A 26,104-nucleotide genomic window follows, 5' to 3' on the forward strand; every position below is an offset into this window, starting at 1 on the left:
CGATAGTAGCCATAAATGTGGCTATAGTGGCAACCATGTTGGATCAACTGTCCGCCTCGCTCGCCGCGACGGTGCAGGCCGCCCGGATCGCCCAGGACCTGTCTGTGAACGCGCTGGCCGAGCGTTCGGGGGTGTCCCGGGCGATGATCGGCAAGATCGAGCGCGGTGAGGCGCAGCCGACCGCGGTGCTACTCGGCCGGCTCTCCGGCGCCCTCGGCATGACCCTGTCCGAACTGGTCGCCCGCGCCGAGAACACCGACGACCTCCTCCGCCGCCGGTCCGATCAGCCTGCCTGGACGGACCCCGCCACCGGCTACGTGCGCCGCGCGGTCTCACCGGTCACCGACGGCCCGCTGGAACTGGTCGAGGTGGAGCTCCCACCCGGCGCCTCGGTCTCGTACCCGGCGGACGCCTACATCTTCAAGTACCAGCAAATCTGGATCCTCGACGGCCACCTCCGCTTCCACGAAGGCCCGGTCATCCACGACCTCCACACCGGCGACTGCCTCCAGCTCGGCCCGCCGTCACCCACCACATTCCACAACCCGTCGACCACGCCGTGCCGCTACCTGGTGGCCCTGGTCAAAGGCCGTAGCTAGCGGACACAGGCCGGTACGGCGTGATTGGCTGAGCCCATTGCCCCACGCCGTACGGAGGAACGATGTCGGTGTCCCCGCTGGTCTGGATCCTCAGCCTTGGCCTCATCCTCGCGCTGCTCGCGTTCGACTACTTCTTCCACGTCCGGTCCGCGCACGTGCCGACGCTGCGGGAAGCGGCGATCTGGTCCTGTGTGTACGTCGGGATCGCGGTGCTGTTCGGACTCGGCTGCTTCCTCTTCGGGGGTACGGCGATGGGCTCGGAGTACTTCGCCGGATACATCACCGAGAAGGCGTTGTCGGTCGACAACCTGTTCGTGTTCCTGATCATCATGACCAGCTTCCGGGTGCCGCGGGAGAACCAGCAGAAGGTGCTGCTGTTCGGCATCGTCTTCTCACTGATCGCCCGGTCCGGGTTCATCTTCCTCGGGTCGGCGTTGCTGAACACGTTCTCCTGGGTGTTCTACCTGTTCGGCGTGGCCCTGCTGCTCACCGCGGGCAACATGCTCAAGCCGCAGACCGAGGAGTCTCACTCGGCGCAGAACCTCGTGGTCCGGCTCAGCCGGCGCCTGTTCCGTACCTCGGAGGACTTCGACGGCGACCGCCTGTTCACCTCCCTCGACGGTCGCCGGATGATGACGCCGATGGTGCTGGTGATGGTCGCGATCGGTGGCACCGACCTGATGTTCGCGCTGGACTCGATCCCGGCGATCTTCGGGCTGACCCAGAACGTGTTCATCGTGTTCACCGCGACCGCGTTCAGCCTGCTCGGCCTGCGGCAGCTGTACTTCCTGCTCGACGGCCTGCTGGACCGGCTCATCTACCTGTCCTTCGGGCTGGCCGCGATCCTCGCGTTCATCGGCGCCAAGCTGATCCTGCACGCACTGCACGAGAACAACCTGCCGTTCATCAACAACGGCGAACACGTCGACGTGGTCGAGATCAGCACCGGCCTGTCCCTCGTGGTCATCATGGCCGTCCTGGTGATCACGGTGCTGGCGTCCCTGTTCAGCACCCGCGGCCGCACCCAGACCGCGATGGCCAACATCCGCCGCGACGCCAACGCCTACCTGGACGCCGAATACACCATGGACCAGGGCGAGCGCGAACGCATCTTCCTGCGACTACTCGCGGCTCGTGACCACATCATCGCCCTAGGCCCCCAAGCCCGCCAGCAGGTCAAGAACGAACCCGAACTGATGGACCTCTGTCGCCAAGTCGCCGAAAGCCACGCCGCCGCCCACGCCGACCACGAAATCCGCCCCAGCCTGTAGTTCTTGCCCGCGATCAACCACACCGTGGTCACGGAGGCGAGTGATCACCATCTGCCGACGCTATCGCGCACTTCGAGTGGCGTCTCGACTCGCAGGCGAACGCTTGACAAGCGCTACGCCGGCCGGGGAGATTGGCGCCACGGCGCCGACCGGTCGCCGAGCTGTGGAACCTCTGCCCCAGTCGGAGTTCCATTGGCGAAGGGGAGTTGTCCTCTCGGTCGTCGATGTCATCAGGCCATCTCTCAACACCGCGTCGCTGGGGGGCGAGGGTGTCAAGAGGAGGCTTGTCATGACCAGGGACGGCAACTTCAAGAAGGTCGTCCGGCGTCACGCCGAGGAGACCGGGCTGCGCTACACCGAGGCGCTGACCGATCTAGAGGGTCTCAGTACCCGCATGCACCACGAGCCCGTTGCCGAGCGACTGCTCGCCCACCTTCGGGATTGCTACGGCATCAACGCCGTCGCGGCGACGAAGGTCAGTGTGCACAAGACCTACGTCTTCCGCATCGACAGGAATGACGGCGACCCGTGGATCGCGCGTGCGTTCCCTCCCGCCCGTCCGAGGGCCAGCGTCGAGGGCGACGCCGCGATCCTGCGATTCCTGGAGCGACACGACTTCCCCGCGGAGCGTCTTGCGGTCGACGACGCGGTGTCCGACTTCGACGGAAGCGCGGTCCTCGTGACCCGGCTCATCGAAGGCGTCCCGCTTCCCGAAGGTGTCGAGAAGTTCGCCATTATGGGTGACCTGCTCGGACGGCTGCACGCGCTGCCGTTCGACGAGTCCGTCACTCGCCCCGGTGGCGCGAGTGGTGAGGACCCCAGCCGTGAGGGTAGGCCGCGTCAGGATCTGCTGGCCGCTCTGTCGTTTCTCGATGCGGTGGACACCAAGGTCGCGGCTGCCAATCGCAAGCAATTCGAGCAGCTTCGCGACCAGGTACGCACGGCCGACGACGGTCACGGCCTTCCCGAGAGCTTGCTCCACGGCAACCTCCTCCACGCCCCCGATCACGCGGTCGTGAGCGAGCAACGGCCGGTGGCGATCAACTGGAAGGCGTCTGGGCGCGGACCGCGCCTCGCCGACTTCGCGTACCTGATCTGGGGCACCGGGCACTGGTCTCCTTCGAGACTCACCAACGAGGAGTGCATCGACGCGGTCGTCAACGCCTACCGCCGACACGTCGAGCTGACCGACGACGAACTCGACCGACTCGAGGCGGTGATGTACATCCGGCCGCTCTACCTCGTTGGCTTCGGTTACCGGCGTGCGCTCGCCAACGGCCTGATGTTCGACGAGTGGGGTTTCATCGAACCACCGGAGTACTTCAGCTCCACCGCAGCCGCGACCAGAGCCGCGTTCCGCGGATAGACAGCGTCCGCGGCGATGGTGGGAAAGCTGAAGGTTCTCGGCGCGTCCGAGCACAACCTGCGTGACGTCGACGTCACGTTCGGGCCCGGCGTGACCGCCGTCGTCGGTGTGTCCGGTTCGGGGAAGTCGTCGCTCGCGTTCGACGTCGTCTACACCGAGGCACGGCGCCGGTTCACCGAGTCGTTCGCCCCCGGACGTCGAGGGGCACGCGTTCCGGCCGCACAGGTACGCAGCATCGAAGGCTTGGGGCCTGCGGTCGCGATTGCCCAGAACGTGCTCAACGTCAACCCGGCTTCGACAGTGGCGACGTCGGTCGGCTTGCACCCGTTCCTGCGCATTCTCTACGCGCGATTCGCGGATGTCACCTGCCCGCGTTGCGAGGTGCCAGTTCGGTCGGTGTCGCGCGAAGAGCGGCTCGCGACCGCCTCGGACATGCTCGCGACCGCGGGCAGCCTCGACGTCGAGGTCGCGGTGGTGCGCGGGCTTCGCCGGAGCCACGCGCGTCTGCTCGCCGGCCTGCGTGGCCAGTTCGACGCGGTCACGATCGACGGCCGTCCGTGGGCTGCAACCACGTCGAGCCGCGTGCCGCGGCTTGACCCGGCGGTGCCGCACGATGTGGTCGTACGCGTCGCCACGCTCCAAGCGGGAGCGTCGGCGGCGGACGTTCGTGCCACCCTCGAGCGTGCTGACGCGTTGGGCTCGCCCGAGGTCCGTCTCGACGGTACGCCGGTACTGCGGACGCCCATTTGCCCGAGCTGCTCGGAGTGGGTCCGGCCGCTGGAGCCGATGGCGTTTCGCGACCCAGCGGTGGACACGTCGTCGCATCGCATCGCCGGCGTGACCTTGCCCGAGTTGCTGGCTTGCTCGGTGAGCGAGGTCCTCGAGTTCGTCGAGCAACTTCCGGTCGGCCCCCGCGCGGCACGCATCGAGGACGAGCTGTTGCGGCGACTGCGGCCGATGGTCACGTTGGGGCTCGGCCACGTCACCCTCGACCGGTCGATGCCGACGCTGTCGCGCGGCGAGGCCCAACGGACCCGGCTGGCGGTCGTGCTCGGAGGCAGGCTCGAAGACCTGCTGCATGTCCTCGATGAGCCGACCATCGGGCTGCACCACACCGATCTCCAACGACTGCTGGATGCCATCGCATCGCTTTCCGGCCCCGTCCTCATGGTCGAACACGACCGGGCCGCGATTGCGATGGCAGACGAGGTCGTCGAGATCGGCCCGGCCGGAGGCCGCGGCGGCGGCGAACTCGTCTTTCAAGGAACTCCCGCCGCGCTGTGGCGCGCCGGCACCGCATCGGGCCGCGGCTTTTCGGCGCCAGCCCGTATCCGGCGAGCCCCCCGTGCGATCGGTGATCAGCGGATCGGCATCAGCGGTGCCGGCCTGCGCAACCTTCGCGGAGTCGACTGCGAGATCCCGCTCGGAGCGCTCACCGTCATCACCGGTCCGTCGGGAGCCGGCAAGACCACCCTCGCTCGCGACGTGTTGTTGGCGTCGATCCGAGAGCACTCGCCGATCGGCTGCGCGACGTTCGACGCGCCCGCCGTGCGCGCGATCGCCGTCGACCAGAAGCCGCTGGGCAACAACCCGCGGTCAAATCCCGCGACGTACACCAAGGTCCTGGACCGCATCCGCGATGTCTTCGCGAACGAGACCGGGCGGTCCGCGTCGGAGTTCACGTTCAACCGAGCCGAAGGGGCCTGTCCCGAGTGCGAGGGGATGGGCGCGGTCGCGATCAGCCTGAGCTACCTCGCGCCCATATGGGTCCCGTGCGAGGCCTGCGAGGGCCGGCGCTACCGGCCCGAGGTCCTCGACGCAACGTGGTCGGAACTCTCGATCGCTGACGTGCTGGCGTTGAGTGTCGACGAGGCCCACGCCTTGTTCGCCGAGCACCGGTCGGTGACGCGCATCCTCGAGACCTTGCAGGAAGTCGGGCTCGGCTACGTGACGTTGGGCCAGCCGTCGCCGAGCCTGTCAGGCGGTGAAGCGCAACGGGTTCGTCTCGCCCGCGAGGTGACCAAGGCCAAGACGGGCGACCTTGTGCTGCTCGACGAGCCCACCACCGGCCTCCACCCCGCTGACCTCGGCCGGCTGCTTACTGTGCTGGACAAGCTGACGGCCAACGGCTGCACCGTGGTTGTCGTCGAGCACCACGCCGACGTGATCGCCTCCGCCGACTGGCGCGTCGATCTCGGCCCGGGCGGTGGCCCTGACGGCGGACGTCTGCAGCATTGCGGCCCGCCCGTCGCGGAGAAACAGCCGAGGGTGACGCCCCGAGCGAGGCCACGCGCCGGCCGACGCTCGAGCGACGCGATCAGCGTGCGCGGGGCCCGCGCCCACAATCTGCAGGGTGTGGATGTCGACTTCGCGAAGGGCCGATTCACCGTCGTGACGGGGGTGTCGGGCTCCGGCAAGTCGTCGTTGGTCCGCGATGTCGTCGCGGCCGAAGCAACGCGGCGGTTGCTCGAGTGCCTGTCGGTGTACGAGCGCCAGTCGGTGCGAGAGGGTCCCGAAGCCCCGCTCGACTCGCTGACCGGACTGGGGCCGACGCTGAGCATCGACGCCTCCGGCACGATGTTCGACTCGCGAGGGCCCGGCTTCTATATCTGGGATGCCGCCCGAGCGACCGTTGGCCTGTCGAGCGACCTCGATCGTCTCATCGCCGTCGTCATGGCGCGCGCCGGTGTGCGCACGTGCCTCGCGTGCGGTGGCGACGACGTTCGCCGAATGTCACCGACGCCCGACGCTGCGTGGACCTGCAGCGGTTGCGACACAACGGCGGTGCCGATCGAACCGCGTCACCTGATGGGATCGCCGGCGTCCGTCTGTCCCCAATGCGTGGGACTCGGCGTTGAGCGCGAGTACGACTGGGACAAGCTGATCGTGCGGCCTGACGCACCACTCGCCCGCTGCTTCGGCGGAAGCCTGGCATGGTTCCGTCCTGAAGTAGTCGGCAGCAACGACGTGTTGTGTGCCCTCGGCGCGCGCTACCAGTTCGACCCGAGCACCAAGCCGTGGTCCGAACTGACAGACGAAGTGCGCCACGCGGTCTTGTACGGCGACTCGTCCTGGGCCGGGCTCAACGACTGGGCTCAGCACGACCTGGGCGGCAAGGACACAAAGGTGTTCCCGTGTCGGGAGTGCGACGGCAAACGGCTGCGCGCTCCCTACTTGGCGATTCACCTCGAGGGTCGGGACCGCAATGACCTGTTCTCGGCATCGCTCGCCGAAGTCGAAGAGGTACTGGCGTCCATGGACGAACCCGACGACAAGCACTCCGCCGACGCCCGCACCGTCGCCCTTCACCGCCTCGGCTTCCTGTGCTCGGTCGGGCTCGGCTACCTTCACTTGGACCGGACGACCTGGACGTTGTCCGCGGGCGAGGCCCAGCGGATCAAGCTGGCGTCGGTGGTCGGCGGCGGCCTCGTCGGCATGACCGTTCTGCTTGACGAACCATCCCGCGGCCTGCACCCCGCAGAAGTGAGTGCGCTCGCTCAAACCCTGGCCGAGTTGCGCGACGCAGGCAACACCGTCATCACCGTCGAACATGACCCGACGCTCATCCGCGCCGCAGACGATGTCGTCGAGATCGGCCCTGGGCCCGGGCGAGCGGGCGGCCGCATCATCGATCTCAACAGTGCCGAGTCGGTCACCCGGGCAGTGCGCGACGGACGCAACTCGATCCCTCGCCGCGACCGCCGCGAGCCAACAGAGTGGATGCACGTCACCGGCGCGCGGGAGAACAACCTGCGCGGCCTCGACGTGCGCATCCCGCTCGGCGTGCACGTCGGCGTGTGCGGTGTGTCGGGTTCGGGCAAGTCCTCGCTCGTCGTCGACACGATCGCCCTGGGCCTGGCGCGACCGAAGACCGACATCCCTCACCGCGGTGTGGTCCGCGTCGAGCCCGGCGTTCACGACGCCATCGCCGGCGCGCCCGCCCGCACCGTCGTGGTCGACCAATCGCGCGCCGAGATCACCTCACCCGGCATGTTCCTCGGGCTGATCAACGCAGTCCGCAAGTCGTTCGCCACGAGCGAAGTCGCCCGCGAGCAGGGCATCACGATGAAGGATCTCACCTATGGCTGCGACGCCTGCGGCGGCAAAGGAACGTGGCAAGAGGGCATGTCGTTCCTGCCGTCGGTGACCCAGACCTGCGAGGCGTGCGGCGGCTGCGGCTACCGCCGCGAGGTCGCCGCCCTCGTCGAGCGGGGCCGAAGCCTCGCCGACATCGAAGCCCTCACCATCGGTGAACTCGTCGAGGAGTGGGGCGATATCGACCGGGTGCGCCGCGTCGGCGACGCCGCTGTCGCGCTCGGCCTTGGCTACCTGATCGTCCGCCAGCCCGGCTGGAGTCTCTCGGGCGGCGAAGCCCAGCGGCTCAAGCTCGCCAAGGAACTCGCTCGGTCCACGAAGGCCGGCACGCTGTACGTACTCGATGAGCCCACCGTCGGTCTGCAGGTCACCGACGTCGCCGTGCTCGCCCGCGCCCTCGACACGATCGTCGACGCCGGCAACACCGTGCTCGTCGTCGAGCACGACCCGATGTTGCTCGCTACCTGTGACTGGCTCGTCGAACTCGGTCCCGGTGCAGGACCCCATGGCGGCAAGACTGTCTTCGAAGGCCCACCCGAAGAACTCGCCAAGGCCGACACCGCCACCGCGCCCTTCCTGCTCGAGGTCCTCACATGAACACGCTGCTACTCGGAGACCCGTCCCCGTCGCTGCAATGGCGCGCGGCCGTCGAGCTCGAGGGAATCACCGAGGACGATGACGACGTACAGGCGTCGCTCGCCGAGATCCGCGAGAGCGCCGCGGTCCGGTCGCTCCTCGCGCGGCTTGAAGCTGCGCGCAACCGGCCCAAGGCTGCCGGCTACCTGCTGTGTCAGCTCGCGTACCTCGGCTACCGGGGGCCTGAGCTGCCCGCTGCGGTCGACGCCATCTTCGCCCACCAGCAGTCGGATGGCTCGTGGCCACTGTGGCTCGACGACGACAGCGACCAGCCAGCACGTAAGCCCACACGGAAAGCGCAGCCGCCACCGGCCCCAGCCGACGGCCCGCGGTTCATCACCATGCAGACGGTCGTACCCTTGCGGGGCATCGCCGCTGCGGGCTTTGCCACCGACCCGCGCGCGGAACGCGCCTACGAGTGGCTCCTCCGCGAACGCCTCCCCGACGGCTCCTGGCCGGCGGGACCCAAAGCCGACCTCGGCGGTCCCGGACGCCCATCGCCGCCGGAGAAGGAGTACCGGCGACTCACACGAGCCGCTGGATGCCGCTCGGCGACGACCGGCGCCGCCGCCTGCTTCGCGCTGCACCCCGAACGGAGACGATCGGAGGCCGCTCGCATCGGCATCGACCATCTCCTCGCACGCGAGTCGCGAGACCAGTCGACCCTCGGCTGGGAAGTCTCCCGCCTGCTCGGGCTCGAGCGGGCCATGGGACAGGTCACCTTCTACGTCACCTGCGATCCCGCCTTCGTCCTCGACCTCGCCTCCCGATGCGGCGTCTCCGCTGATGACCGCCGCGTACGCGACCTCGTCACCTGGCTCGAAACACTTCGAGGCCCCTACGGCCTCTGGGAACACCACGCCCAGCCGCAGCTGTCCCGATGGCTCACCTTCGACCTCGAATGCAGCCTCCGCCGACTGACCGACGGCGACTGGATCGGCAACGAGGAACCGGCTGGCTTCACCCCCTACCAACGTGGCCGCCGCCGCTACTGACAAGGAGCCGGTTGCGGGGAAAGACTCAGCCTTTGACGGCTCCGGATGCTAGGCCGGTTACGTAGAAGCGTTGTAGGCCGACGTACAGGACTATGCAGGGGATCATGGCGATCACCGAGCCTGCGACCAGGGAGCCGAAGTTGACCTCGCCGTAGGCGCCGGCCTGGACGTTCACCAATGCGACGGGCAGCGTGTAGAGCTCGTCCTTCGTGAGGAACGTCAATGCGCCGAGGAACTCGGTCCACGCCGCCAGGAACGCGTAGAGGGCGACCGTCGCGGCGCCGGGGGTGACCAGCGGACGCAAGACGGACCCGATCATTCGCAGCGTGCCGCAGCCGTCGACGTGGGCGGAGTCTTCCAGCTCGACCGGGACCGAGGAGAAGGAGTTGCGCATGACGAAGACCCCGAACGGCAGGTTGACCGTGGTGTAGAAGAGCACCAGTCCGAGCAGGCTGTCGGTCAGCCGCAGGACGTTCATCTCCAGGTACAGCGGCGTCAGGATCGCCTGGAACGGGATCATCATCGACACCATCACGAGAGCGAACAACAGCGGCCCACTCCGGAACCGGAACCGGGCGAAACCATAGCCCGCGAAGGTGGCCAGTACGGCGGTCAGCGCCGCCGTACTGACCGCCACGACCAGACTGTTGCCGACGGCCCGCATCAGGTTGCCCGGTCCTTCGATCAGGGTCCGGAAGTTGTCCCAGGTCAGGTGGAAGAAGGTCGACCGATCCGGGGCCGCGACGATCACGTCGTTCGGCTGCACCGACCGGAAGAGTGCCCACAGCAGCGGTACGGCGAAGACCAGGAAGGCACCGCCACCGCCGACGACGTACAGGATGTTCTTGAGCCTCATCGTCAGTCCCTCTCCCGGAGCAGCCAGAACTGGGCCGCGGTGACGAGTCCGACCACGACCACCAGCACGATCGACAGCGCGGTCGCGGCACCGAGCTGCAGTTGGACGAAGGCGCGGTTGTAGATGTACTGGACGACCGTGGTGGTGTCCGTCCCCGGACCGCCGCGGGTCAGGATGTAGAACTGGGTGAACGCGAGCAGCGAGCCGACCACCGAGATGATCACCGACATCGCGATCGTCGGACGCAGCACCGGGATCGTGATCTCCCACTCCTGCCGCCACCAGCCGGCCCCGTCCAGCTCGGACGACTCGTAGTACTCCCGCGGGATCGCCTGCATCCCGGCCATCAGCAGCATCATGGTCAGCCCCGACACACCCCAGATCACCAGCACGCAGATCAGGCCGGTCGCGAGCGGGCCGTCCACGAGCCAGGCCGTCGTACCGTCGGTGATGCCGAGTGTGCGGAGAATGATGTTGATCGCACCGCTGTCCGGCTGGGCCTCGAGCACGGTGACGAAGCTCAGCGTGGACAGACCGACGACGAACGGCAGGAAGAAGACCGTACGCAACAAGGTCGCGCCGCGGCGCTTGCGACGTACCAGGACGGCGAGGGCGTAGCCGAGCACCAGGATCGGCCCGGTCACGATGACCGTGTAGAGCAGGGTGTAGAGCACCGACTTCGCGAATGCGGCGTCGGAGACGATGGCGGTGTAGTTCTTCACCCCGCTGAACTTCACCGTGCCGATCAGCGGCCAGTTGGTCAGCGAGATCACCAGCGCGAAGCCGAGCGGCACCAGCACGAAGACCGCGACGAACAGTACGGCGGGCATCACGAGGAGCAGCCCGGTTCGGGACGGATGGGTGAGCGAGCCGCGGCCACGAGCAGCCTTCGGCCGCGCAGCAGGTTCCACGCGGCGAGGCCTGACTTCTGTCCGGGTGCTCATGCCTGTCCCTGGGCGAGGATTCGGTCGAAGTTGCTCTGGGCTTCCGTCATGGCGGCCTCCAGCTCGCCGTCGAACACTGCCCGGCGGAACATCTGCAGCCACGGGCCGTCCGGCTGGTTGTAGAGCAGGTTGTAGGAGAGAGTGGTCGGTGCGTATCCCTCCGAGATGCGTTCCAGGGGCAGCGTCGCGAGCGGGAACTTCTTCGCGAACTCCGGTGTCGCGGCATCCGACCGGACCGGGGTGTAGCCGCCGGCGGGCAGATCGATCTGCTGCGGCAGGTCGAGTGCGAACCGGACGAACTCCCAAGCACCGGAGGCGTTGCGAGCCCCCCGCGGGATGCACATGTTGTCGCCACCGTCGAAGAAGGCCGCGCCACCCGTCGGACCGGACAGCAGTTTGGGCGCCACCTTCTTCTGGAAGGCTTCGTCCGAGGACGACACGACCACGGCGTAGTTGGACGGGAAGATGCCGATCTTGCCGGCCCGGAAGTCGCTGCCCCACCGGGACGCGTCGTCGGAGAAGTTCGCCCGCGGCACCAGTCCGTCAACCCACAACTGCCGGTGCAGCTCGAGCATCTGCTGGACCGCGTCGTTCCCGACGATGTCGCCGGACTGTTCACCGATCTTGCCCTTGATCAGGTCGGTATCCGCAGCCCAGATCATCGGCTGTACGACGAAGCCGAGTGCGCCCGGGCTGTTCGCCGGGAAGCTCCACGCGTAGATGTCGTCGCCGAGCTTCCGCAGCTTGCGGGCCGCGTCGAGCAGATTGTCGAAGGACTTGATCGCCTCATCCGGGTCGACGTCCGCCTTGTCGCACAGCTCGGTGTTGAACCAGAACATCGAGTTGTCGGCCAGGTACGGTACGCCGAACGCCCGGTCGTCCTTGGTCGCCAGCCGCAGGTGTCCGGGGCTGAGCTTGTCCCGGAAGTCCAACGCCTGCAGGGGTTCGGTGAGGTCGGTGAACGCGTCCCGGTAGATGAACAGCATCGAGTTGATGTCGTCGATGTCGACCAGGTCCGGCACCGACCGGCCGCGGATCGCGGTCGCCAGCTTGGTCACGTACTGCGCGTCCAGGACCGGCGTCAGCTCGACGGTGAGCCGGTCCTGGGACGCGTTGAACTTCTTCACCAGGTCGGTCAGACCGGTCTGGGTTGCCGCCCGGCACCACACCTGCACGGTGCCGGTGGCGTCCTGCCCGAACCCGGCCGCCTGGACGTCGGGTTCGGCCAAGACCGAACTACAGCCCGGTACGGCGGCGGCCGCGGTTGCGGCCGCCGTCACACCGAGGAACTTCCGTCGCGTCAGCATGAGTACCTCCGCCTCACAAGGGAGCCCCCGCTGGTGCGCGCCTCATTAGGCGCGCGGCAGCCACACGCGCATCGCACCGATCTCGCGATTCGCCCAGGCGTAATACGGCACCGCGACCACGTCGACCTCGTCGCCGACCTGATCCGCGGCTTCGGGCGTGAACGGCCAACCCCCGTGGTGACCGGTCCCGATCCGTCCACGCGTCGTCAGTACCGTCACGCCGTCCAGCAGCCCGTCGTCGTGACTCGCGGCAACTGATGCCTCTGGCAACAGGTGAAGGTCGTCGACATTCGCCTGCTGATCGGCCTGCTCAACCGCGTAGACGAGCGGACCGCGCTCCAGCGCGACACACCCGCGGACGGCGTCGACGCGCGGATCGGCCGCAATGACGCGCGCGGCCATCGGCAACTGCAGATCGATCTCGTTTGCCTCGACCCGCGCGTAGGTACCGGCCTCGACGGGCTTGCCGTTGACGGTCGCACCTTCCGCCCAGGCCGGGATCCGCAGCTCCACCGCGACCGAGCCGTCGACGGTGATCCGCACCGCGCCGTCCCACGGGTAGGCCGTTTCCACGGTCAGGGTGGCGTCTCCCACGGTCAGCGTGCCGGCGGCGTACTGATGGATCTGTACGGCGTCGTCGCTGCTGCTCGCGAGATAGCCGTCGAGGCTGGCCAGCGTGCGCATGATGTTCGGCGGGCAGCACGCGCAGTCGAACCACCCACGCCGGCCGTGCATCGGACTGCGGCCGGTGTCGGCATGCGCGGCGCCGCGCAACTGCAGGGCGTTGACGTAGAAGTACTCGGTCCCCTTGAGCGAGACACCGGCGAGGAAGCCGTTGTAGAGCATCCGCTCGATCGCATCCGCGTAGAACGCGTCTCCGGTGGCGATGAGCATCCGCCAGGCCCACTGGATCCCGCCGATCGCGGCACACGTCTCGGCGTACGCGCGGTCCGGCGGCAGCTCGTACTCGTCGCCGAACGCCTCACCCTCCCAGCGCGCGCCGAGGCCGCCGGTGATGTAGGTCTTCGTCGACCACATGTGGTCGAACTGCGTCTTGAGCGCATCGAGCAGCTCGGTGTCGCCGGTCTCGAGCGCGACGTCGGCGGCACCGGCCGCGAGGTACACGGCCCGGACCGAATGGCCTTCCACCGTGGTCGCCTCGCGGACCGGGAGCCGGTCGGAGAAGTACGTCGGCTCGTGGCCGTGTTCCTTGATGATCCCGTGGCCACGGGCCTCGACGAACCACTTGGCCAGGTCGAGGTAGGCCGCCGTACCGGTTTCTCGATACAGCTCGACCAGGGCCATCTCGATGACGGGGTGACCGTCCACGTCCACCGTCTTGTCGTCACCGAAGGTTGCGACGAGGTGGTCGGCGATCTTGATCGCGACATCGAGCAGCTCGCGGTCGCCGGTGCAGCGGACCTGGGCGACAGCGGCCTGGATCAGGTGGCCGGCGCAGTAGTGCTCGTGGCTCCAGACGAGTTGCTTGTAGCGGCCTTCGTCGCCGTACCGGAGCTGCACGACCGAGTCGAGGTAGCCGTCCTCGCGCTGCGCGGCAGCGACGATCGCGGTGAGCTCGCGCTGGCGCTTGAGCAGGTCCTCGTTCGGATTGCGGCCGTACTCCCAGGCGGCGGCCTCGAGCCACTTGTAGACGTCGGAGTCAGCGAACACCGGGCCGATCGCCTCGCCCTCACCGATGCCGGCCGCAAGCCGGAGGTTCTGCAGGTTGCCGGCCGTCTCGAGCTGGTCCTGGCCGCTCGGGATCGCGCTCTCGCCGTTCCGGGTCTGGCGCGGCGCCCAGAAGCCGCCGGTGATCTTCGCCTGGCCGAGGCCGACGGGTTGCCAGCGGCCATTGCCGCTGGCGGCTGGACTGCGGGAGGTGGTGGCAGAGTCCGGGGAAGGGCTCATAGAGGGAAGCTCCTAGGCTCACGGAAAATCCAGAATACGTTTTCCTTGACGAAGTTAGAGACGCGCAACGGTCTGGTCAACCCCTGGGACCTGGCGAAATCCGGACAACGCGGGAATCGTGCTGTACTGTTTCCGGAAAGTTCGGAAAGGAGTTGCCGGATGGCGTCACGTGGTCCCTCGCTGCCCCGGATCACCGATGTGGCCGCGCTGGCAGGCGTCTCCACGAGTACGGCGTCCAAGGCGCTGAACGACACCGGTCAGCTCCGCGAGGAGACCAGAGAGCGGGTACGACGAGCCGCCGAGCAGCTCGGGTTCACGCCGGACAGCCGCGGTCGGGCGTTGTCGTCCGGGCGCAGTTTCACGGTCGGGCTGATCACCACCGACAGCTCCGGCCGGTTCAGTATCCCGATCATGCTCGGTGCGGAGGACGCCCTGAGTGCGGGCGAGATGGGGTTGCTGCTGTGCGACACCCGCGACGACCCGTTGCGCGAGCAGCACTACCTGCGGTCGCTGGTGTCGCGGCGGGTCGACGGGATCATCGTGACCGGGCGACGGACCGAGCCGCGCGCGCCGATCGACGTACCGATTCCCGTTGTCTACGCCTTCAGCCCGTCGACCGATCCGTCCGACACCTCGGTGATCGCGGACGACCACGGTGGCGCGGCCTCCACCGTGCGGCATCTGCTCAGCCTCGGGCGTCGGCGGATCGCACACATCAGCGGACCGGTGTCTCACCACAGTGCGCAGACCCGTGCCGCGGCGACAGTCGAGGCTGCCGCCGGCGCGCTGGTCGGTGAGCCGATGCACGGCGAGTGGAGCGAACGCTGGGGCCGCCACGCGGTCGACGTCCTCCTTCGTACCTCGCCCGACGTCGACGCGATCTCCTGCGGCAGCGACCAGATCGCCCGCGGCGTGTGCGACCGGCTCCGCGAACTCGGCCGATCCGTCCCGGACGACATCGCGGTCACCGGCTACGACAACTGGTCCGTCATGGCCCTGGCCAGCCGGCCGCCGCTCACCACTGTCGATCTGGAGTTGGAAGAGCTCGGCCGCCGTACGGCGAATCTCCTGCTGGACGCGATCGCCGGCTCACCCCACCGCGGCCTGATGGAACTCCCGACCCGCCTGGTCACGCGCGAATCCACGCTTGGTACCTAGTTGGTTGCTTGGCGGACCGCCGTTGTCCGTCTGGCGTCGGTAGATTTCGCCGGGTGCTGCGCAAGCTCGTGATCGGCCTCGCGGTGATCGCCACGCTGGTGGCGGGGGTGGGCACCGCGCGCCTGGTGCTGCCCCGGACCGATCCCACTCCAGGGGTGGTCAAGCAACTGACGTTCCTGCGAGCGGAGATCGAAGACGGCGCCGACCACGCCGCGCAACAGCAGTTCCCGGAGGGGTACTTCTTCCTCAACGCCCTCTACGGACTGACCTGGGTGCAGGTCGGACTCGCCGATCCGGACCGCTCGGTCGACGCCGCCCGCGAGGCTCGATGGGCCCTCGACCGGCTGAAGTCCCCGGACGGGACCGCCGTGTTCGACGCCTCGCTCCGACCGAGGTACGGCGTCTTCCACGCCGGCTGGACCAACTGGCTGCGCGGTGGACTGATCGCGCTCAAGCACTCCGACGCAGCCGAGATCGACGAGTTCACACGCACCTCGGTCGAGATCGCGACCGCGTTCCGCACCGCCAAGACCCCGTTCCTGCCGGCGTACCCGGGTCAGGCCTGGCCGGTCGACTCGACGGTCGCCATTGCCTCACTGCGCTTGTACGACGACCTGGTGGCACCCCGGTTCGGCGCGACCACGGAACGTTGGGTGGCCGCGGTGAAGACCCAACTGGATCCGGCGACCGGACTGATGCCGCATCAGGTCGAGCCGGAGACGACCGGCGCGCGGGCATCGTCGCAGAGCATGATCCAGCGGTTCCTGGTGGAGATCGATCCCGCCTTCGCACGGGCGCAGTACGAGATCTTCAAGGATCGGTTCGTGGCCGGGGTGGGTGTCCGGGAGTACCCGAAAGGTGTTGGTGGACACGGTGATGTGGACTCCGGCCCGCTGATCCTCGGGATCAGTCTGTCCGCGACCGTGGTCACGATGGGCGCGGCCCGGGTCCAACACGATCCGCTCGCCGATCGGCTCGCCCGGGAAGGCGATCTGCTCGGTCTGCCACTCAGCGGGCTGAAGACGAAACGGTACGCCCTCGGGCTGGTGCCGATCGGCGACGCCTTCCTGGCCTGGTCCGCGTCCGCGCGGCCGATCGTGGCGGACGAGCAGCCGGAGTTCGCGAGTGGTTCCGGCTGGTGGCGGGTTCCGTGGCTGCTGGTGCTGTGGCTGCCGGCGTTGATCCTGTGGGGTTTCGTCCGGTTCAGACGTTCGCGCCGACGGCACTAGGGTGAGGATGTGCAGCGGATCTCGTCTCGGAACGCGCGGTTTCAGGTGTGGCAGTCCTACCTGACCAACCGGACCAAGCGGCACCGGGCGGGCGAGTTCCTGGTCCAGGGCGTGCGGCCGATTTCGCTTGCTGTGGACAACGGGTGGCCGGTCCGGACGGTGATCCACGATGCGGCGCGGCCCTTTTCGCACTGGGCCCAGGAGCTGTATCAGCGGCTGCCCGGGGTCGAGCGAGTGGCGATGGAACCGGAATTGCTGGCCGAGCTCGGCGAGAAGGATGCCGAGGTCGTTGCGGTGGTCGAGATGCCGCCGGACGACCTGGATCGGATCCCGGTGGGCCCCGACTTCCTCGGCGTGGTGTTCGACCGGCCGACCGGGCCGGGCAACATCGGGTCGATCATCCGGTCCGCGGACGCGTTCGGTGCGCACGGCGTGATCGTCACCGGGCACGCGGCCGACATCTACGATCCGAAGGCAGTGCGGGCGACGACCGGGTCGCTCTTCAGCGTTCCCGCCGTCCGCGTGCCGTCGCATCGTGAGGTGATCGAGTGGGTACGGCGGTCGACCGGCGTACCGATCGTGGTCGTCGGCACGGACGAGCACGGCACCGCGGATGTGTTCGACTTCGATCTGACCCAGCCGACCTTGCTGCTGATCGGCAACGAGACCCACGGGCTCAGCACCGCGTGGAAGGAGGCCGCCGACGCGCTGGTGCGGATCCCGATCACCGGATCGGCGAGCTCACTCAACGCGGCCAATGCTGCGACGGCCGTTCTGTATGAGGTGTCGCGGCAGCGCTCCCATTCGTCCAAGACTCGATAGGTGCTGCGGCCTAGCGTCGTACCCATGAGGCCACAAACTTTGATCGCGGTGAGCGATGTCGAGAAGAGCAGTGCCTGGTACTGCGAGGTGTTGGGAGCTGTCAGCGGTCACGGCGGACCGGAGTACGAGCGGCTCGTGGTCGACGACGTACTGGTCATGCAGCTGCACCAGCTGGAGGTCGAGCACCATCACGGCACGTTCGGCGATCCCTCGCATCCGTTGGGGAACGGGGTCGCGATCTGGTTCGAGGTGGACGACCTGGAGGCAGCAGCCGAGCGCGCCCGCACCCTCGGTGCCACCGTCCAGACCGACATCCACCTGAACCCGAACGCCAACCACTACGAGCTCTGGCTCCGGGACCCGGACAACGACCTCGTCGTCCTCGCGTCTCACCCGTCGAGCCGGTAGAACCGCCAGAACGGGTGCTCGATCGGCAGGATCTCGACGCTGCCGAAGCCGGCGCGCTAGGCCAGTCGGCGCATCACGGCGGGCCGGATCTCGAGTGGTCCCACAACTTCGGAGCCGGCATCGGTACGGCCCTGCGGGACACACCAGAGTGTGCCTGCCGCGGCCATGAACCGCTCGACCTCGTCACCCGGAGCGGTGAAGGTCTCGGCGACGTGCTCCTCCATCACGATCACCGAGCCCCCGGGAGCCAGCGCACGACGGGCGGCCTCGAGTGCTGCCACCGGATGCGGCAGGTCGTGCAGGCACTCGAAGAAGAACGCCACGTCGTACCCGTCGCGAGGCAGCGGCTGGGTGATGTCGGCAACCTCGAGGTCGACCCGGCCGGCCACGCCGCGCTCGGCGACGTACCGACGGCCGCGGGCGATGGACTCCTCGTCCAGGTCGTACCCGTCGACGCGTACGTTCGGGAACGCCTCCGCGAGCCGGATCGACGCCCAGCCCACGCCCGCGCCCAGGTCCGCGACGCGCGCCGGACTGGTGGTGTCGGCGAGACGGGCCTGGATATCCGGCACCTGAGGCAACCACTCGTCGATCAGCGAGTTCTCGTAGGCGGGCCGGTTCAGTGCCTCCTGCGCGGTCACGGCTTCGGGGCCGTACGCCGCGTACGGCACGCCGTCCCCGGTACTGAACGCGGCGACCAGCGACGGCAGCGCACGTCCGATCGCGGGCACGATGTAGGACATGCCGCCGACGTAGAAGGGGCTGATCTCGTCGACCAGTGTCTCGTGCACACCATCGGCCAGGCTGAACTGCGCAGTCGACGGCTCGTCGCCTTCGGCGATCAGCAACCCGGCGACAGCCTGCTGGGCCAGCCATTCCTGGGTGTAGCGAACCTCGTTGGCGGTCCGCTCGGCCAGTTCGGCAGCCGTCGCCGGCCCGTCGTTCGACAGTGACCGGTAGAAGCCCAGCCGGATGCCGAAATAGACGTTGAACAGCTCCACGGTGTCGAGGGTCTGCAGGAAGAGGCGGCCGGACAGCTCCTCGGCCGCGGACGGGGTGGGGGTCTCCTCGACCTGATCCAGCAACGTGCTCATGATGTCCTCCCGGATGCTTCGCGGCGCCCGGTGCGCCGCTTCTACCAGGGAGGCGCCAGGTCTGCTGTGGCGATGCCACACGACCGGCTAGCTGTGCCAGGTCACGGCTTCCTCCGGGCGATAGACGCAGAATCGCCCGGTAGAGACAGCCAGCTCGAGGTGGCGGGCCAGCGCGGGATGGACCTCACGGATCGCCTTGATCGCCGTCGCGATGCGCATCGCGACGGCCTTGCGAGCACGTTCCGACTGGTCCCCCGTCGTACGGGCCCGGCCACCGAGGCCGTAGGCCGCAGCCAGTTCGCGGACCAGGAAGTCCCGCTCGTCAGTGAGGGTGCCGACCAGCTGGGCCGCGCCGTCCCGTTCGGCTTCGGCGATATCCGTCTCGAGTTCGGTGACCCGGCGCTTGTAGGCCGAGCGAGCCGTGCCGTCGAGGAGCGGCCCGGTATCACCGCCGGCCGCCGCCCGCGGCGGGCCGCCACCAGCTGCGACCAGATCGAGCACGTGGACCGGCTGGCCCGGCCGGGCCAGCACGACGGACAGATCGTGCATTCCCTTGGAGTCCGGGACAGTTGCCTCACCGTCCCGCCAGCGCAGGTGCCACGTCCGGCCATCCTTGCGGAACACGCCCTCAAGGCTGGTGGCTGGTCCAGCCGGTACGCCGATCGCGGCCAGATCCTGCTCTGCCTTGACCAGCCAGGGTTTCGCTCCGGAGCCGCGGTACGCATCGACGGCGCTGGTGAGCAGCCGCCGTGCGTCGTCGGTGCGACCCAGGAACACGGACAACCGCCCGAGGAGGTGGGCGGTCACGCCCATCACACCACCGCCGATACCGTCGATGACCCACAAGTCTTCGTACGGCGCGAGTCGCCGAGCCACGTCCGCCGCCGCATCGGCATGGGCGAGAGCGATGGCCGCGTCGCCCACGTGCCACATCCCCTCCAGCCATTCGCAGTCATCAGGTATCGCATCCAGGCCCCGACCCATCAGCTGGTCGAAGAAAGGCCGCGACTTGTCGAGTTCTCCAGCCGCGGTGAAGTAGCTAGCCCTCATGCCCAGAGCGACGGCTGACTCACGCATCGACTCGGCGACCGCGTCCGCCTCGGCCCCGAAGCTCGCCGGAAGCGCACCGCGCGTCCGGTAGGTCCACATTCGCAAGGTGAAGACCATCAGTGCGGCGTTGGCACTGCCGGCGCGTCGGCCGATCGCCGCCACCTCATCGGCACACCGCTCCGCCGAACCGAAATCACCGGACATCAGTGCGCGCGCGCCACGCCACAGCGGAACACACCACGCGTACAGCGGCAGCATCAGCCGGTCCGACGTCCGCGCGAAGGCCTCGATCTCCGCGTCGACCGCAGGCCAGTCGCCGCGCTCCATCAACGCGACCACACGCAGCCGACGGGCCAGCAACTGGCATGGCGAATCGTGGCCGCGTTCGGCCACCGCGAGCATCCGGGTGGCCGCGGCGAAACGCTCGTCGTCATGGCTGGGGCCGGCAATTGTGTCGCAGTACGCCGCCAGCGCGCCCGACTCGACACATGGGTGGCCGACCCGTCCGGCCATCTCCACGGCGGACCGGGCCAGTTCGACCCGCTCGCCCTCCCGCTCCGTCGCCGCGTAGGCCAGCGAGAGCCGTCCCATGACGGCCGCGCGAAGTCCGCCGTCTCGCTCCGGCAGCGATGCCAGGGCTTCCTCGAGCAGCTCTGTCTGCAGTTCGTCGTACAGCGGAACCTCGAAGCCACCCAGGCCGGTGCCCAAGCCGAGCGCGGCCATCGCGAGATGACTGGCTCTGCCGTTGCGTCGAGCCAGCTCGGCGGTCTCTGCGAACGTCTGCCGGGCGCCCTCGAGGTCACCGGCGTACATCTGTACCTCGCCGAGCTCGAGCATCACCTTCGTCCGCTCGATGTCCTTTCCACGTAAGGCGATCCGGTAGGCGTCGACCGCCTGCTCGTAGCCCATCCGCGACCGCGCCGCTCGTGCTGCCCGCAAGGCCCACTCCGAAGCCCGTTCGCTGGCGTCCGGGCCGAAGGCGGCGGACCAATGGCGAGCCAACTCGCCTGCGGCAGCATTCTCGTCCGTGGCAGTCGCCTCGAGCTGTTCGGCCAAGGCTCGATGCAGCGCGGCTCGCCGAGCGGTGCCGAGCGATGCATCCAGCACCTCCCGGACCAGGGCGTGGGCGAACCAGATCCGGCCGTCGACCGGCGGGCCGGCGAGCAACCGGGCGGCGGCCGCCTCCTCGAGCAGCTCGAGAACGGCTGGACGGTCGGCGACGGCCGTGACGAGGGACAGGTCGGCGCCGTCCCCCGCCACCGCTACGACCTCCAGAATCTGCTGGCAGTCCTGGCTGACTCGCGCGATCCGCCGTGCCAGCACCTCCCGCACGCCATCGGGTACGGCGGTCGTCGCCGGCCGAGCGGCGAGCAGCCGGGAAACCTCGCGCACGAAGAACGGGTTGCCACCGGTGCGACTGTGCACCATGGTGGCCAACTCGTCGGTGGCGGTCTCGCCGAGCACCCGCGTCACCACCGCCGCGACCTCGTCGACCTCGAGACCGTCGAGCCGGATCCGCTGGACGGCGGTGGGCAAGTCCCGTACGACGGCGAGCACCTCGTCACTGCTCTCGAACGGCTCGTCACGACATGTGGCAACGAGCAGGACTCGAAGGCCTGGCAAGGCATCGATGACCGTACGGAGCAGCAGCAGCGATGCGCTGTCCGCCCACTGCAGGTCTTCGAGGACGAGAACGATCGGGCCTTCGCCGGAGACCTTCTGCAACGCGTCGATCACCGAAACAAACAGCCTGGCCCGGGCTCCGGCGTCACCGCGCAGCAAACCCAGCCCATCAGCGCCGGCATCGGCAGGCTGCTCGGCAGCGAGCCGGTGGTCCGGCACCAGCTCCCGGAGAATGGTCCGCCATGGCCAGAACGGCGGCATCTCGGTGGCCGAGCACCAACCCCAGGCGACGGTCACGCCAGCTTCCCCGGCACGGTCCGCGAGCGCCTCGGCCAAGGTGGTCTTGCCCATGCCCGGCTCGCCCAGGACGACCGCGGACCGGCCGCGGCCGTCGATTGCTGCTGCCAGCAGGCTGTCGAGCTCGGCCAGTGGTCTGGCCCGGCCCACCATCACCCGTCGCTCCATCCGACGCCTCCCCGATCCCCATGCTAAGCAGCATGCGCCGCCGGGTCAGCTGGTCGGAAGAAGCGTCCGCGGGCCGTAATCAGGCGATGCCGAGGAGTTCGCCGTGCAGGATGGAGATCCAGCCGTCGGGGCGGGCGGCCCAGGTACGCCAGGCGGCTGAGATGCGTTCGAGGGTCTCCTCCGGTACGCCGGCGCGGCGGGCCTGATCCGCCATCGCCGACTGCAGGACGCGGTCCGCCCACATGCCGCCCCAGAAGGCGCGCGAGTCGTCGTCGGCGAACGCCCAGGTACTCGCGGTCGCGTCCACCTTCTCGAAGCCTGCTTCCAGCGCCCATGACAGCAGGCGACGGCCGGCGTCCGGCTCGCCCTGGTTGGCGCGCGCCATCCGCTGGTAGAGCTCCATCCACTCGTCCAGCTCGGGCAGCGCCGGGTACCAGGTGAAGCCGTGGTAGTCGGAGTCGCGGACGGCGACAATCCCGCCAGGCTTGCAGACCCGGCGCATCTCGCGCAGTGCCTGCACCGGATCCGCGACGTGCTGCAGGACCTGGTGCGCGTGCACGACGTCGTACGAGTCGTCGGGAAGATCCAGCGCATGGACGTCGCCGACCACGAACTGCACCCGGACGTCGAGCTTCGCAAAGGTAGCGCGAGTGATGTCGAGCGCCGCCTCGGTCGCCTCAAGGGCGGTGACCTTGCCTGGTTCGACCAGCCGGGCCAGGTCGGCGGTGATGGTGCCGGGACCCGCGCCGACGTCGAGCAGCGACATGCCGGGCCGCAGGTGCGGAAGGAGGTAGCCGGCCGAGTTCTCCGCGGTACGCCAGCTATGCGAACGCAGCACCGATTCGTGGTGGCCGTGCGTATACACGTTACTCATCACAGGCTCCTTTGCCTCGGTCGGACACCTTCTTCACGCTACTCCAGAATCTTGGTTTGTGAGACATATCGTCCTACATAGTGATACAGACGGAGATGGCCGAATATGGCCAGACCTGAGGTGGGGTGGGGGCGAGGCTGGAGGGGTTGTCGTCGATCTCAGGAGGAAGTCAGTGAAGACGGAGTTGGCACGGCGGTTGCGGGAGTTGCATGAGCGGCCGCCGCTGGTTCTGCCGAACGCGTGGGATGCCGGGTCGGCGCGGGCGATCGAGGCCGCGGGCGCGCAGGCGATCGCGACGACGAGCGCGGGTGTCTCGTGGGCCGCGGGCGTGGAGGACGCCGGCGGATTGAACCGCACGACGGCCATCGCGGCGGTCCGGGCGATCGTCGCGGCGGTGTCGGTCCCGGTGACCGCGGATGTCGAATCCGGGTACGGCGATGTCGAGGCAACAGTTGCCGAGGTCATCGAGGCAGGTGTCGCCGGCATCAACCTCGAGGACAGCGACGCCGGCGCCTTGGTCGATCCCGCCGTCCATGCGGGTCGAATCGCGGCTGCGCGGGCGGCAGCAGTTGCTGCTGGCATCGACCTGGTGATCAACGCCCGTGTCGACACCTATCTCTTCGGTGACGGAACCGGGACGATCGAGCGGGCCAAGATCTACGCCGAGGCCGGTGCGGACGTGCTGTTCGTGCCCGGCGTCGTCGACGCGCCGACGATCCGTGAGTTGGTCGACGGGTCGCCGTTGCCCTTGAACGTGATGGCCGGTCCGGGAGCACCCGCCGTCACCGAGCTTGCCGCGTTGGGGGTGACCAGGATCAGCGTCGGTCCCGCCATCACCACGGCCGCCTATGCGCTGGCCGCGGCCGCCGCCCAGGAACTGCTCACGACCGGCACCTACCGAACCCTCAGCGCCACCTGACACGCCGCCGCGACGCTGACGCCGGGCACCTCCGCCAAGGAACGGATCAGCAGCTCCGTGCTCTGACCCTCGAAGCGTATGTTGCCTGCAGCAACCTCTTGGGCGAGTGGGCCGATCAGCTCGTCACCGGCCAGCGCCTCCGCCGAGGGGAACGCGTGAGTGAGTCCGTGGCCGAGCCCCGGCACCGGCATCCCGTGCACCTCGACGAGCTTGCGGAGTACGGCGTACGCCTCCTGCTCCGCAAGCTGGTCGCGGACGACCGCCCCGACGGCGACCTCGAACGGGCCCCAGGCGCCCGGGCCACGGCGGGCGGGGCGGAAGTGCAGGCCGGCCAGCCGGGCGGCGCGGTCGACGATGTGGATGACGCCTTCCCAGTAAGGGAGATGGGCTTTCAGGAGGAGGTGGTCGTCGCCGCCCGGGCCGATCTCGAGCAGACCGGGATCACCGTCGATCGAGACCGTCCGGCGATACACACCGTCCTCGACCGATTCGACCCCCGGGATCGCGTGTGCGGCGAGAAAGGTGGCCGTCGCATCCCAGTCGTACGGCGGGTCGTACGGCAGCCGCAGTACCAGGCCTCCGTCCGCCACCAGGCGATCACTGCGACGGCGGCCGTCCCGGAGCTCTCGCGGCGAGGCACGGAAGATCTCGCGCATTTCCCGGTTGAACTGGCGCAGACTGCCGAACCCGGCGGCGAAGGCGACGTCCGCGATCTTGAGGTCGGAGTCGTCCAGCAAGCGGCGGGCGAAATGGGCTCGCCGCGAGCGCGCGAACTGGTCGGGCGTGACGCCGAGGTGCTCGAAGAAGATCCGCCGCAGGTGCCGCGCGGAGAAACCCAACTGTGCACCGAGCGCTTCCTCACCCGACCCGTCCAGCACGCCGGCGATGATCAACTGCACCGCCCGGCAGACGAGTTCGGGGAGCTCGTCGGACACCGTCTGTGCCACCCGATACGGCCGGCAGCGCAGGCAGGCGCGATACCCGGCCGCCTCGGCGGCCGCGGCCAGCGAGAACGTCCGCACGTTCTCCGCCAGCGGCTTGGCACCGCATCCCGGCCGGCAGTAGATCCCCGTCGTACGCACCGCCGAAAAGGTGGTCACCCGACCACGCTAACCATCCGCACCGACATCTCTCCGTCCCACCGCCCCGGTCAGGCAGTTGGTCTGAACGTGGGTCCTACGTCGGCTGGCGAGTCTTGCGTGGGCTGGCTAGGGTTCGGCGGTGCAGTCGAAGCCGATGGTCATTGTGGTGAGCGGCCCGCCGGGGACCGGGAAGACGACGCTGGCGCACCGGGTGGCGGCCGCGATCGGGTGCCCGGCGATCTGCCGGGACGAGATCAAGGAGGGAATGGCGCACGCGACCCCGGGGTTCGTGCCCGGGCCCGGCGACCCGCTGACGATGCGGACGCTGTCGACGTTCTTCGACGTGATCGGGTTGCTCGTCGGCCGCGGTACGACGGTCGTCGCCGAAGCCGCCTTCCAGGATCGGCTGTGGAATCCCGGCCTGACCCCGTTGCTCAGCCGCGCGGACCTGCGCATCATCCACTGCGTGATTCCGGCCGACCTCGCCCTCGCCCGGATCCACGCCCGGACCGCCGCCGACCCCAAACGTGGCTCCCACGAGGACGCCCAGATCGGCGACGACGCCCGGCTTCGCACCCACAACGCGTTCCAGCCCGTCGACCTCCCGGTCCCGATGCTCACCGTCGACACCTCCACCGCGGTCTACGACCCACCACTGCCAGAAATCCTCAACTTTCTGTCGCGCTGACCCAGCGGTTGGATTGCCTGATTAGGGTCGGGGGATGGAACGGTTCGAGGGGCTTACCACCGCGCACGTCGCGGATGCTTGTATCCGGGCCGGCGTACCGGTGCGCACGGTTTCGCTGACGTCCGTGGCGGGTGGTCAGGTCGCCGGTCGCGTGTTGCCGGCTCAGCACGTGGGCAGCGTCGATGTCTTTCTGGAGGCGTTCGAGTCGGCCGAGGCGGGCGACGTACTGGTTGTCGACAACGGCGGGCGGCGGGACGAGGCCTGCGTGGGCGACATGGTCGCGCTCGAGGCACAGGCGGCCGGTGTCACGGGGCTCGTCGTGTGGGGGCTGCATCGCGACACGGTGGACATCACCGCGATCGGCTTGCCCGTGTTCAGTCTCGGCGCGTTGCCCACCGGACCGTTGCGGCTCGACCCGCTGCCGGGTGATGCGTTGTCGTCGGCAACCATCGGCGAGTGGACCGTCACCCGCGCCGACGTCGTACTGGGTGACGAGGACGGGGTCGTGTTCGTGCCGGCCGACCGGGTCGACGAGCTCTTCGACCTGGCCGAGTCCATCCGCGACACCGAGCGTGCGCAGGCGGACGCGATCCGGGCCGGGCGGTCGTTGCGCGAGCAGGTGCGGTTCGCGGACTACCTGACCGCGCGAGCGGCGAATCCGGAGCTCACCTTCCGGCAACATCTGCGTGCGGTCCAGGGCGCGATCGAGGAGTAG

20 protein-coding genes are annotated in these 26,104 nt (G+C 68.6%); 12 read left to right on the forward strand and 8 right to left on the reverse strand.

Annotation, left to right across the window (positions count from 1 at the left end):
- Positions 1–35: 35 nt before the first annotated feature.
- The 5 genes from EV652_RS15040 (at position 36) to EV652_RS15060 (ending at position 8,962) form a co-directional block, all read left to right on the forward strand.
- Positions 36–599: a helix-turn-helix domain-containing protein gene (locus EV652_RS15040; protein ID WP_132209751.1), complete on the forward strand. Its 564-nt coding sequence runs from the start codon at positions 36–38 to the stop codon at positions 597–599.
- Positions 600–661: 62 nt separating this feature from the next.
- On the forward strand, positions 662–1,870 hold the full coding sequence (locus EV652_RS15045; RefSeq protein WP_132209752.1) for a TerC family protein: 1,209 nt from the start codon (positions 662–664) through the stop codon (positions 1,868–1,870).
- Between the two features lie 289 nt (positions 1,871–2,159).
- Positions 2,160–3,236 (forward strand): phosphotransferase enzyme family protein, encoded by a 1,077-nt coding sequence (locus EV652_RS15050; RefSeq protein ID WP_132209753.1) that lies wholly within the window; start codon positions 2,160–2,162, stop codon positions 3,234–3,236.
- 15 nt (positions 3,237–3,251) lie between these two features.
- A complete protein-coding gene (locus EV652_RS15055) occupies positions 3,252–7,928 on the forward strand; it encodes an ATP-binding cassette domain-containing protein (RefSeq protein WP_132209754.1) in 4,677 nt (1,558 codons plus the stop codon).
- Positions 7,925–8,962 carry a hypothetical protein gene (locus tag EV652_RS15060; protein WP_132209755.1) on the forward strand — a complete coding sequence of 346 codons (1,038 nt, stop codon included), beginning with the start codon at positions 7,925–7,927 and terminating at the stop codon, positions 8,960–8,962. The genes EV652_RS15055 and EV652_RS15060 overlap by 4 nt, the downstream gene beginning before the upstream one ends.
- A gap of 25 nt (positions 8,963–8,987) precedes the next feature.
- On the opposite strand, the gene EV652_RS15065 is transcribed toward EV652_RS15060, so the two are convergent.
- The 4 genes from EV652_RS15065 to EV652_RS15080 are packed head-to-tail and all read right to left on the reverse strand — an operon-like array spanning position 8,988 to position 13,977.
- Positions 8,988–9,818 (reverse strand): carbohydrate ABC transporter permease, encoded by an 831-nt coding sequence (locus EV652_RS15065; protein WP_132209756.1) that lies wholly within the window; start codon positions 9,816–9,818, stop codon positions 8,988–8,990.
- A gap of 2 nt (positions 9,819–9,820) precedes the next feature.
- Complete coding sequence (locus tag EV652_RS15070) at positions 9,821–10,729, reverse strand: carbohydrate ABC transporter permease (RefSeq protein WP_199238202.1); 909 nt, start codon at positions 10,727–10,729, stop codon at positions 9,821–9,823.
- 29 nt (positions 10,730–10,758) lie between these two features.
- On the reverse strand, positions 10,759–12,069 hold the full coding sequence (locus tag EV652_RS15075) for an extracellular solute-binding protein (RefSeq protein WP_132209758.1): 1,311 nt from the start codon (positions 12,067–12,069) through the stop codon (positions 10,759–10,761).
- 45 nt (positions 12,070–12,114) lie between these two features.
- Complete coding sequence (locus EV652_RS15080; RefSeq protein WP_132209759.1) at positions 12,115–13,977, reverse strand: glycoside hydrolase family 127 protein; 1,863 nt, start codon at positions 13,975–13,977, stop codon at positions 12,115–12,117.
- A gap of 159 nt (positions 13,978–14,136) precedes the next feature.
- Here EV652_RS15080 and EV652_RS15085 point away from each other — a divergent pair, with 159 nt between their 5' ends.
- Genes EV652_RS15085 through EV652_RS15100 form a run of 4 tightly spaced genes read left to right on the forward strand, consistent with a single transcriptional unit; the run spans position 14,137 to position 17,594 of the window.
- On the forward strand, positions 14,137–15,135 hold the full coding sequence (locus EV652_RS15085) for a LacI family DNA-binding transcriptional regulator (RefSeq protein WP_132209760.1): 999 nt from the start codon (positions 14,137–14,139) through the stop codon (positions 15,133–15,135).
- A gap of 53 nt (positions 15,136–15,188) precedes the next feature.
- The gene (locus EV652_RS15090) at positions 15,189–16,364 is read left to right on the forward strand and encodes a hypothetical protein (protein ID WP_132209761.1); all 1,176 of its coding nucleotides are present in this window, start codon (positions 15,189–15,191) and stop codon (positions 16,362–16,364) included.
- A 9-nt stretch (positions 16,365–16,373) separates the two neighbouring features.
- Positions 16,374–17,186, forward strand: a complete 813-nt coding sequence (locus EV652_RS15095) for a TrmH family RNA methyltransferase (RefSeq protein WP_132209762.1) — start codon at positions 16,374–16,376, stop codon at positions 17,184–17,186.
- A 24-nt stretch (positions 17,187–17,210) separates the two neighbouring features.
- Complete coding sequence (locus EV652_RS15100; RefSeq protein ID WP_132209763.1) at positions 17,211–17,594, forward strand: VOC family protein; 384 nt, start codon at positions 17,211–17,213, stop codon at positions 17,592–17,594.
- Between the two features lie 56 nt (positions 17,595–17,650).
- Here the strand turns inward: EV652_RS15100 and EV652_RS15105 are convergent, their stop codons facing one another.
- From EV652_RS15105 to EV652_RS15115, 3 genes are all read right to left on the reverse strand, one after another.
- Complete coding sequence (locus EV652_RS15105; RefSeq protein WP_132209764.1) at positions 17,651–18,688, reverse strand: class I SAM-dependent methyltransferase; 1,038 nt, start codon at positions 18,686–18,688, stop codon at positions 17,651–17,653.
- An 87-nt stretch (positions 18,689–18,775) separates the two neighbouring features.
- Positions 18,776–21,826 (reverse strand): ATP-binding protein, encoded by a 3,051-nt coding sequence (locus EV652_RS15110; protein ID WP_132209765.1) that lies wholly within the window; start codon positions 21,824–21,826, stop codon positions 18,776–18,778.
- 79 nt (positions 21,827–21,905) lie between these two features.
- Positions 21,906–22,700, reverse strand: coding sequence for a class I SAM-dependent methyltransferase (locus tag EV652_RS15115; protein WP_132209766.1), 795 nt, complete (start codon positions 22,698–22,700; stop codon positions 21,906–21,908).
- A gap of 172 nt (positions 22,701–22,872) precedes the next feature.
- Here EV652_RS15115 and EV652_RS15120 point away from each other — a divergent pair, with 172 nt between their 5' ends.
- Positions 22,873–23,619, forward strand: a complete 747-nt coding sequence (locus EV652_RS15120; RefSeq protein WP_132209767.1) for an isocitrate lyase/PEP mutase family protein — start codon at positions 22,873–22,875, stop codon at positions 23,617–23,619.
- Here EV652_RS15120 and EV652_RS15125 read toward each other — a convergent pair.
- Positions 23,595–24,719 (reverse strand): helix-turn-helix domain-containing protein, encoded by a 1,125-nt coding sequence (locus EV652_RS15125; RefSeq protein ID WP_132209768.1) that lies wholly within the window; start codon positions 24,717–24,719, stop codon positions 23,595–23,597. The two genes, EV652_RS15120 and EV652_RS15125, sit on opposite strands and share 25 nt — an antisense overlap.
- Before the next feature lie 121 nt (positions 24,720–24,840).
- Between EV652_RS15125 and EV652_RS15130 the strand changes: the two genes are divergently transcribed.
- Together EV652_RS15130 and EV652_RS15135 are read left to right on the forward strand one after the other, a co-directional pair.
- Positions 24,841–25,389, forward strand: coding sequence for a P-loop nucleotide/nucleoside kinase family protein (locus EV652_RS15130; protein WP_242001784.1), 549 nt, complete (start codon positions 24,841–24,843; stop codon positions 25,387–25,389).
- Between the two features lie 34 nt (positions 25,390–25,423).
- A complete protein-coding gene (locus EV652_RS15135) occupies positions 25,424–26,104 on the forward strand; it encodes an RraA family protein (RefSeq protein WP_132209769.1) in 681 nt (226 codons plus the stop codon).

It is taken from the genome of Kribbella steppae (genome assembly GCF_004342025.1).
Lineage (GTDB): Bacteria > Actinomycetota > Actinomycetes > Propionibacteriales > Kribbellaceae > Kribbella > Kribbella steppae.

Bases quoted from the DNA above. Each gene is read 5' to 3' on its own strand.
- EV652_RS15055 (WP_132209754.1), top strand. From the start codon at position 3,252: ATGGTGGGAAAGCTGAAGGTTCTCGGCGCGTCCGAGCACAACCTGCGT.
- EV652_RS15085 (WP_132209760.1), top strand. From the start codon at position 14,137: ATGGCGTCACGTGGTCCCTCGCTGCCCCGGATCACCGATGTGGCCGCG.
- EV652_RS15105 (WP_132209764.1), bottom strand. From the start codon at position 18,688: ATGAGCACGTTGCTGGATCAGGTCGAGGAGACCCCCACCCCGTCCGCG.
- EV652_RS15135 (WP_132209769.1), top strand. From the start codon at position 25,424: ATGGAACGGTTCGAGGGGCTTACCACCGCGCACGTCGCGGATGCTTGT.
- EV652_RS15065 (WP_132209756.1), bottom strand. From the start codon at position 9,818: ATGAGGCTCAAGAACATCCTGTACGTCGTCGGCGGTGGCGGTGCCTTC.
- EV652_RS15100 (WP_132209763.1), top strand. From the start codon at position 17,211: ATGAGGCCACAAACTTTGATCGCGGTGAGCGATGTCGAGAAGAGCAGT.
- EV652_RS15040 (WP_132209751.1), top strand. From the start codon at position 36: ATGTTGGATCAACTGTCCGCCTCGCTCGCCGCGACGGTGCAGGCCGCC.
- EV652_RS15060 (WP_132209755.1), top strand. From the start codon at position 7,925: ATGAACACGCTGCTACTCGGAGACCCGTCCCCGTCGCTGCAATGGCGC.
- EV652_RS15050 (WP_132209753.1), top strand. From the start codon at position 2,160: ATGACCAGGGACGGCAACTTCAAGAAGGTCGTCCGGCGTCACGCCGAG.
- EV652_RS15045 (WP_132209752.1), top strand. From the start codon at position 662: ATGTCGGTGTCCCCGCTGGTCTGGATCCTCAGCCTTGGCCTCATCCTC.
- EV652_RS15110 (WP_132209765.1), bottom strand. From the start codon at position 21,826: ATGGAGCGACGGGTGATGGTGGGCCGGGCCAGACCACTGGCCGAGCTC.
- EV652_RS15080 (WP_132209759.1), bottom strand. From the start codon at position 13,977: ATGAGCCCTTCCCCGGACTCTGCCACCACCTCCCGCAGTCCAGCCGCC.
- EV652_RS15115 (WP_132209766.1), bottom strand. From the start codon at position 22,700: ATGAGTAACGTGTATACGCACGGCCACCACGAATCGGTGCTGCGTTCG.
- EV652_RS15075 (WP_132209758.1), bottom strand. From the start codon at position 12,069: ATGCTGACGCGACGGAAGTTCCTCGGTGTGACGGCGGCCGCAACCGCG.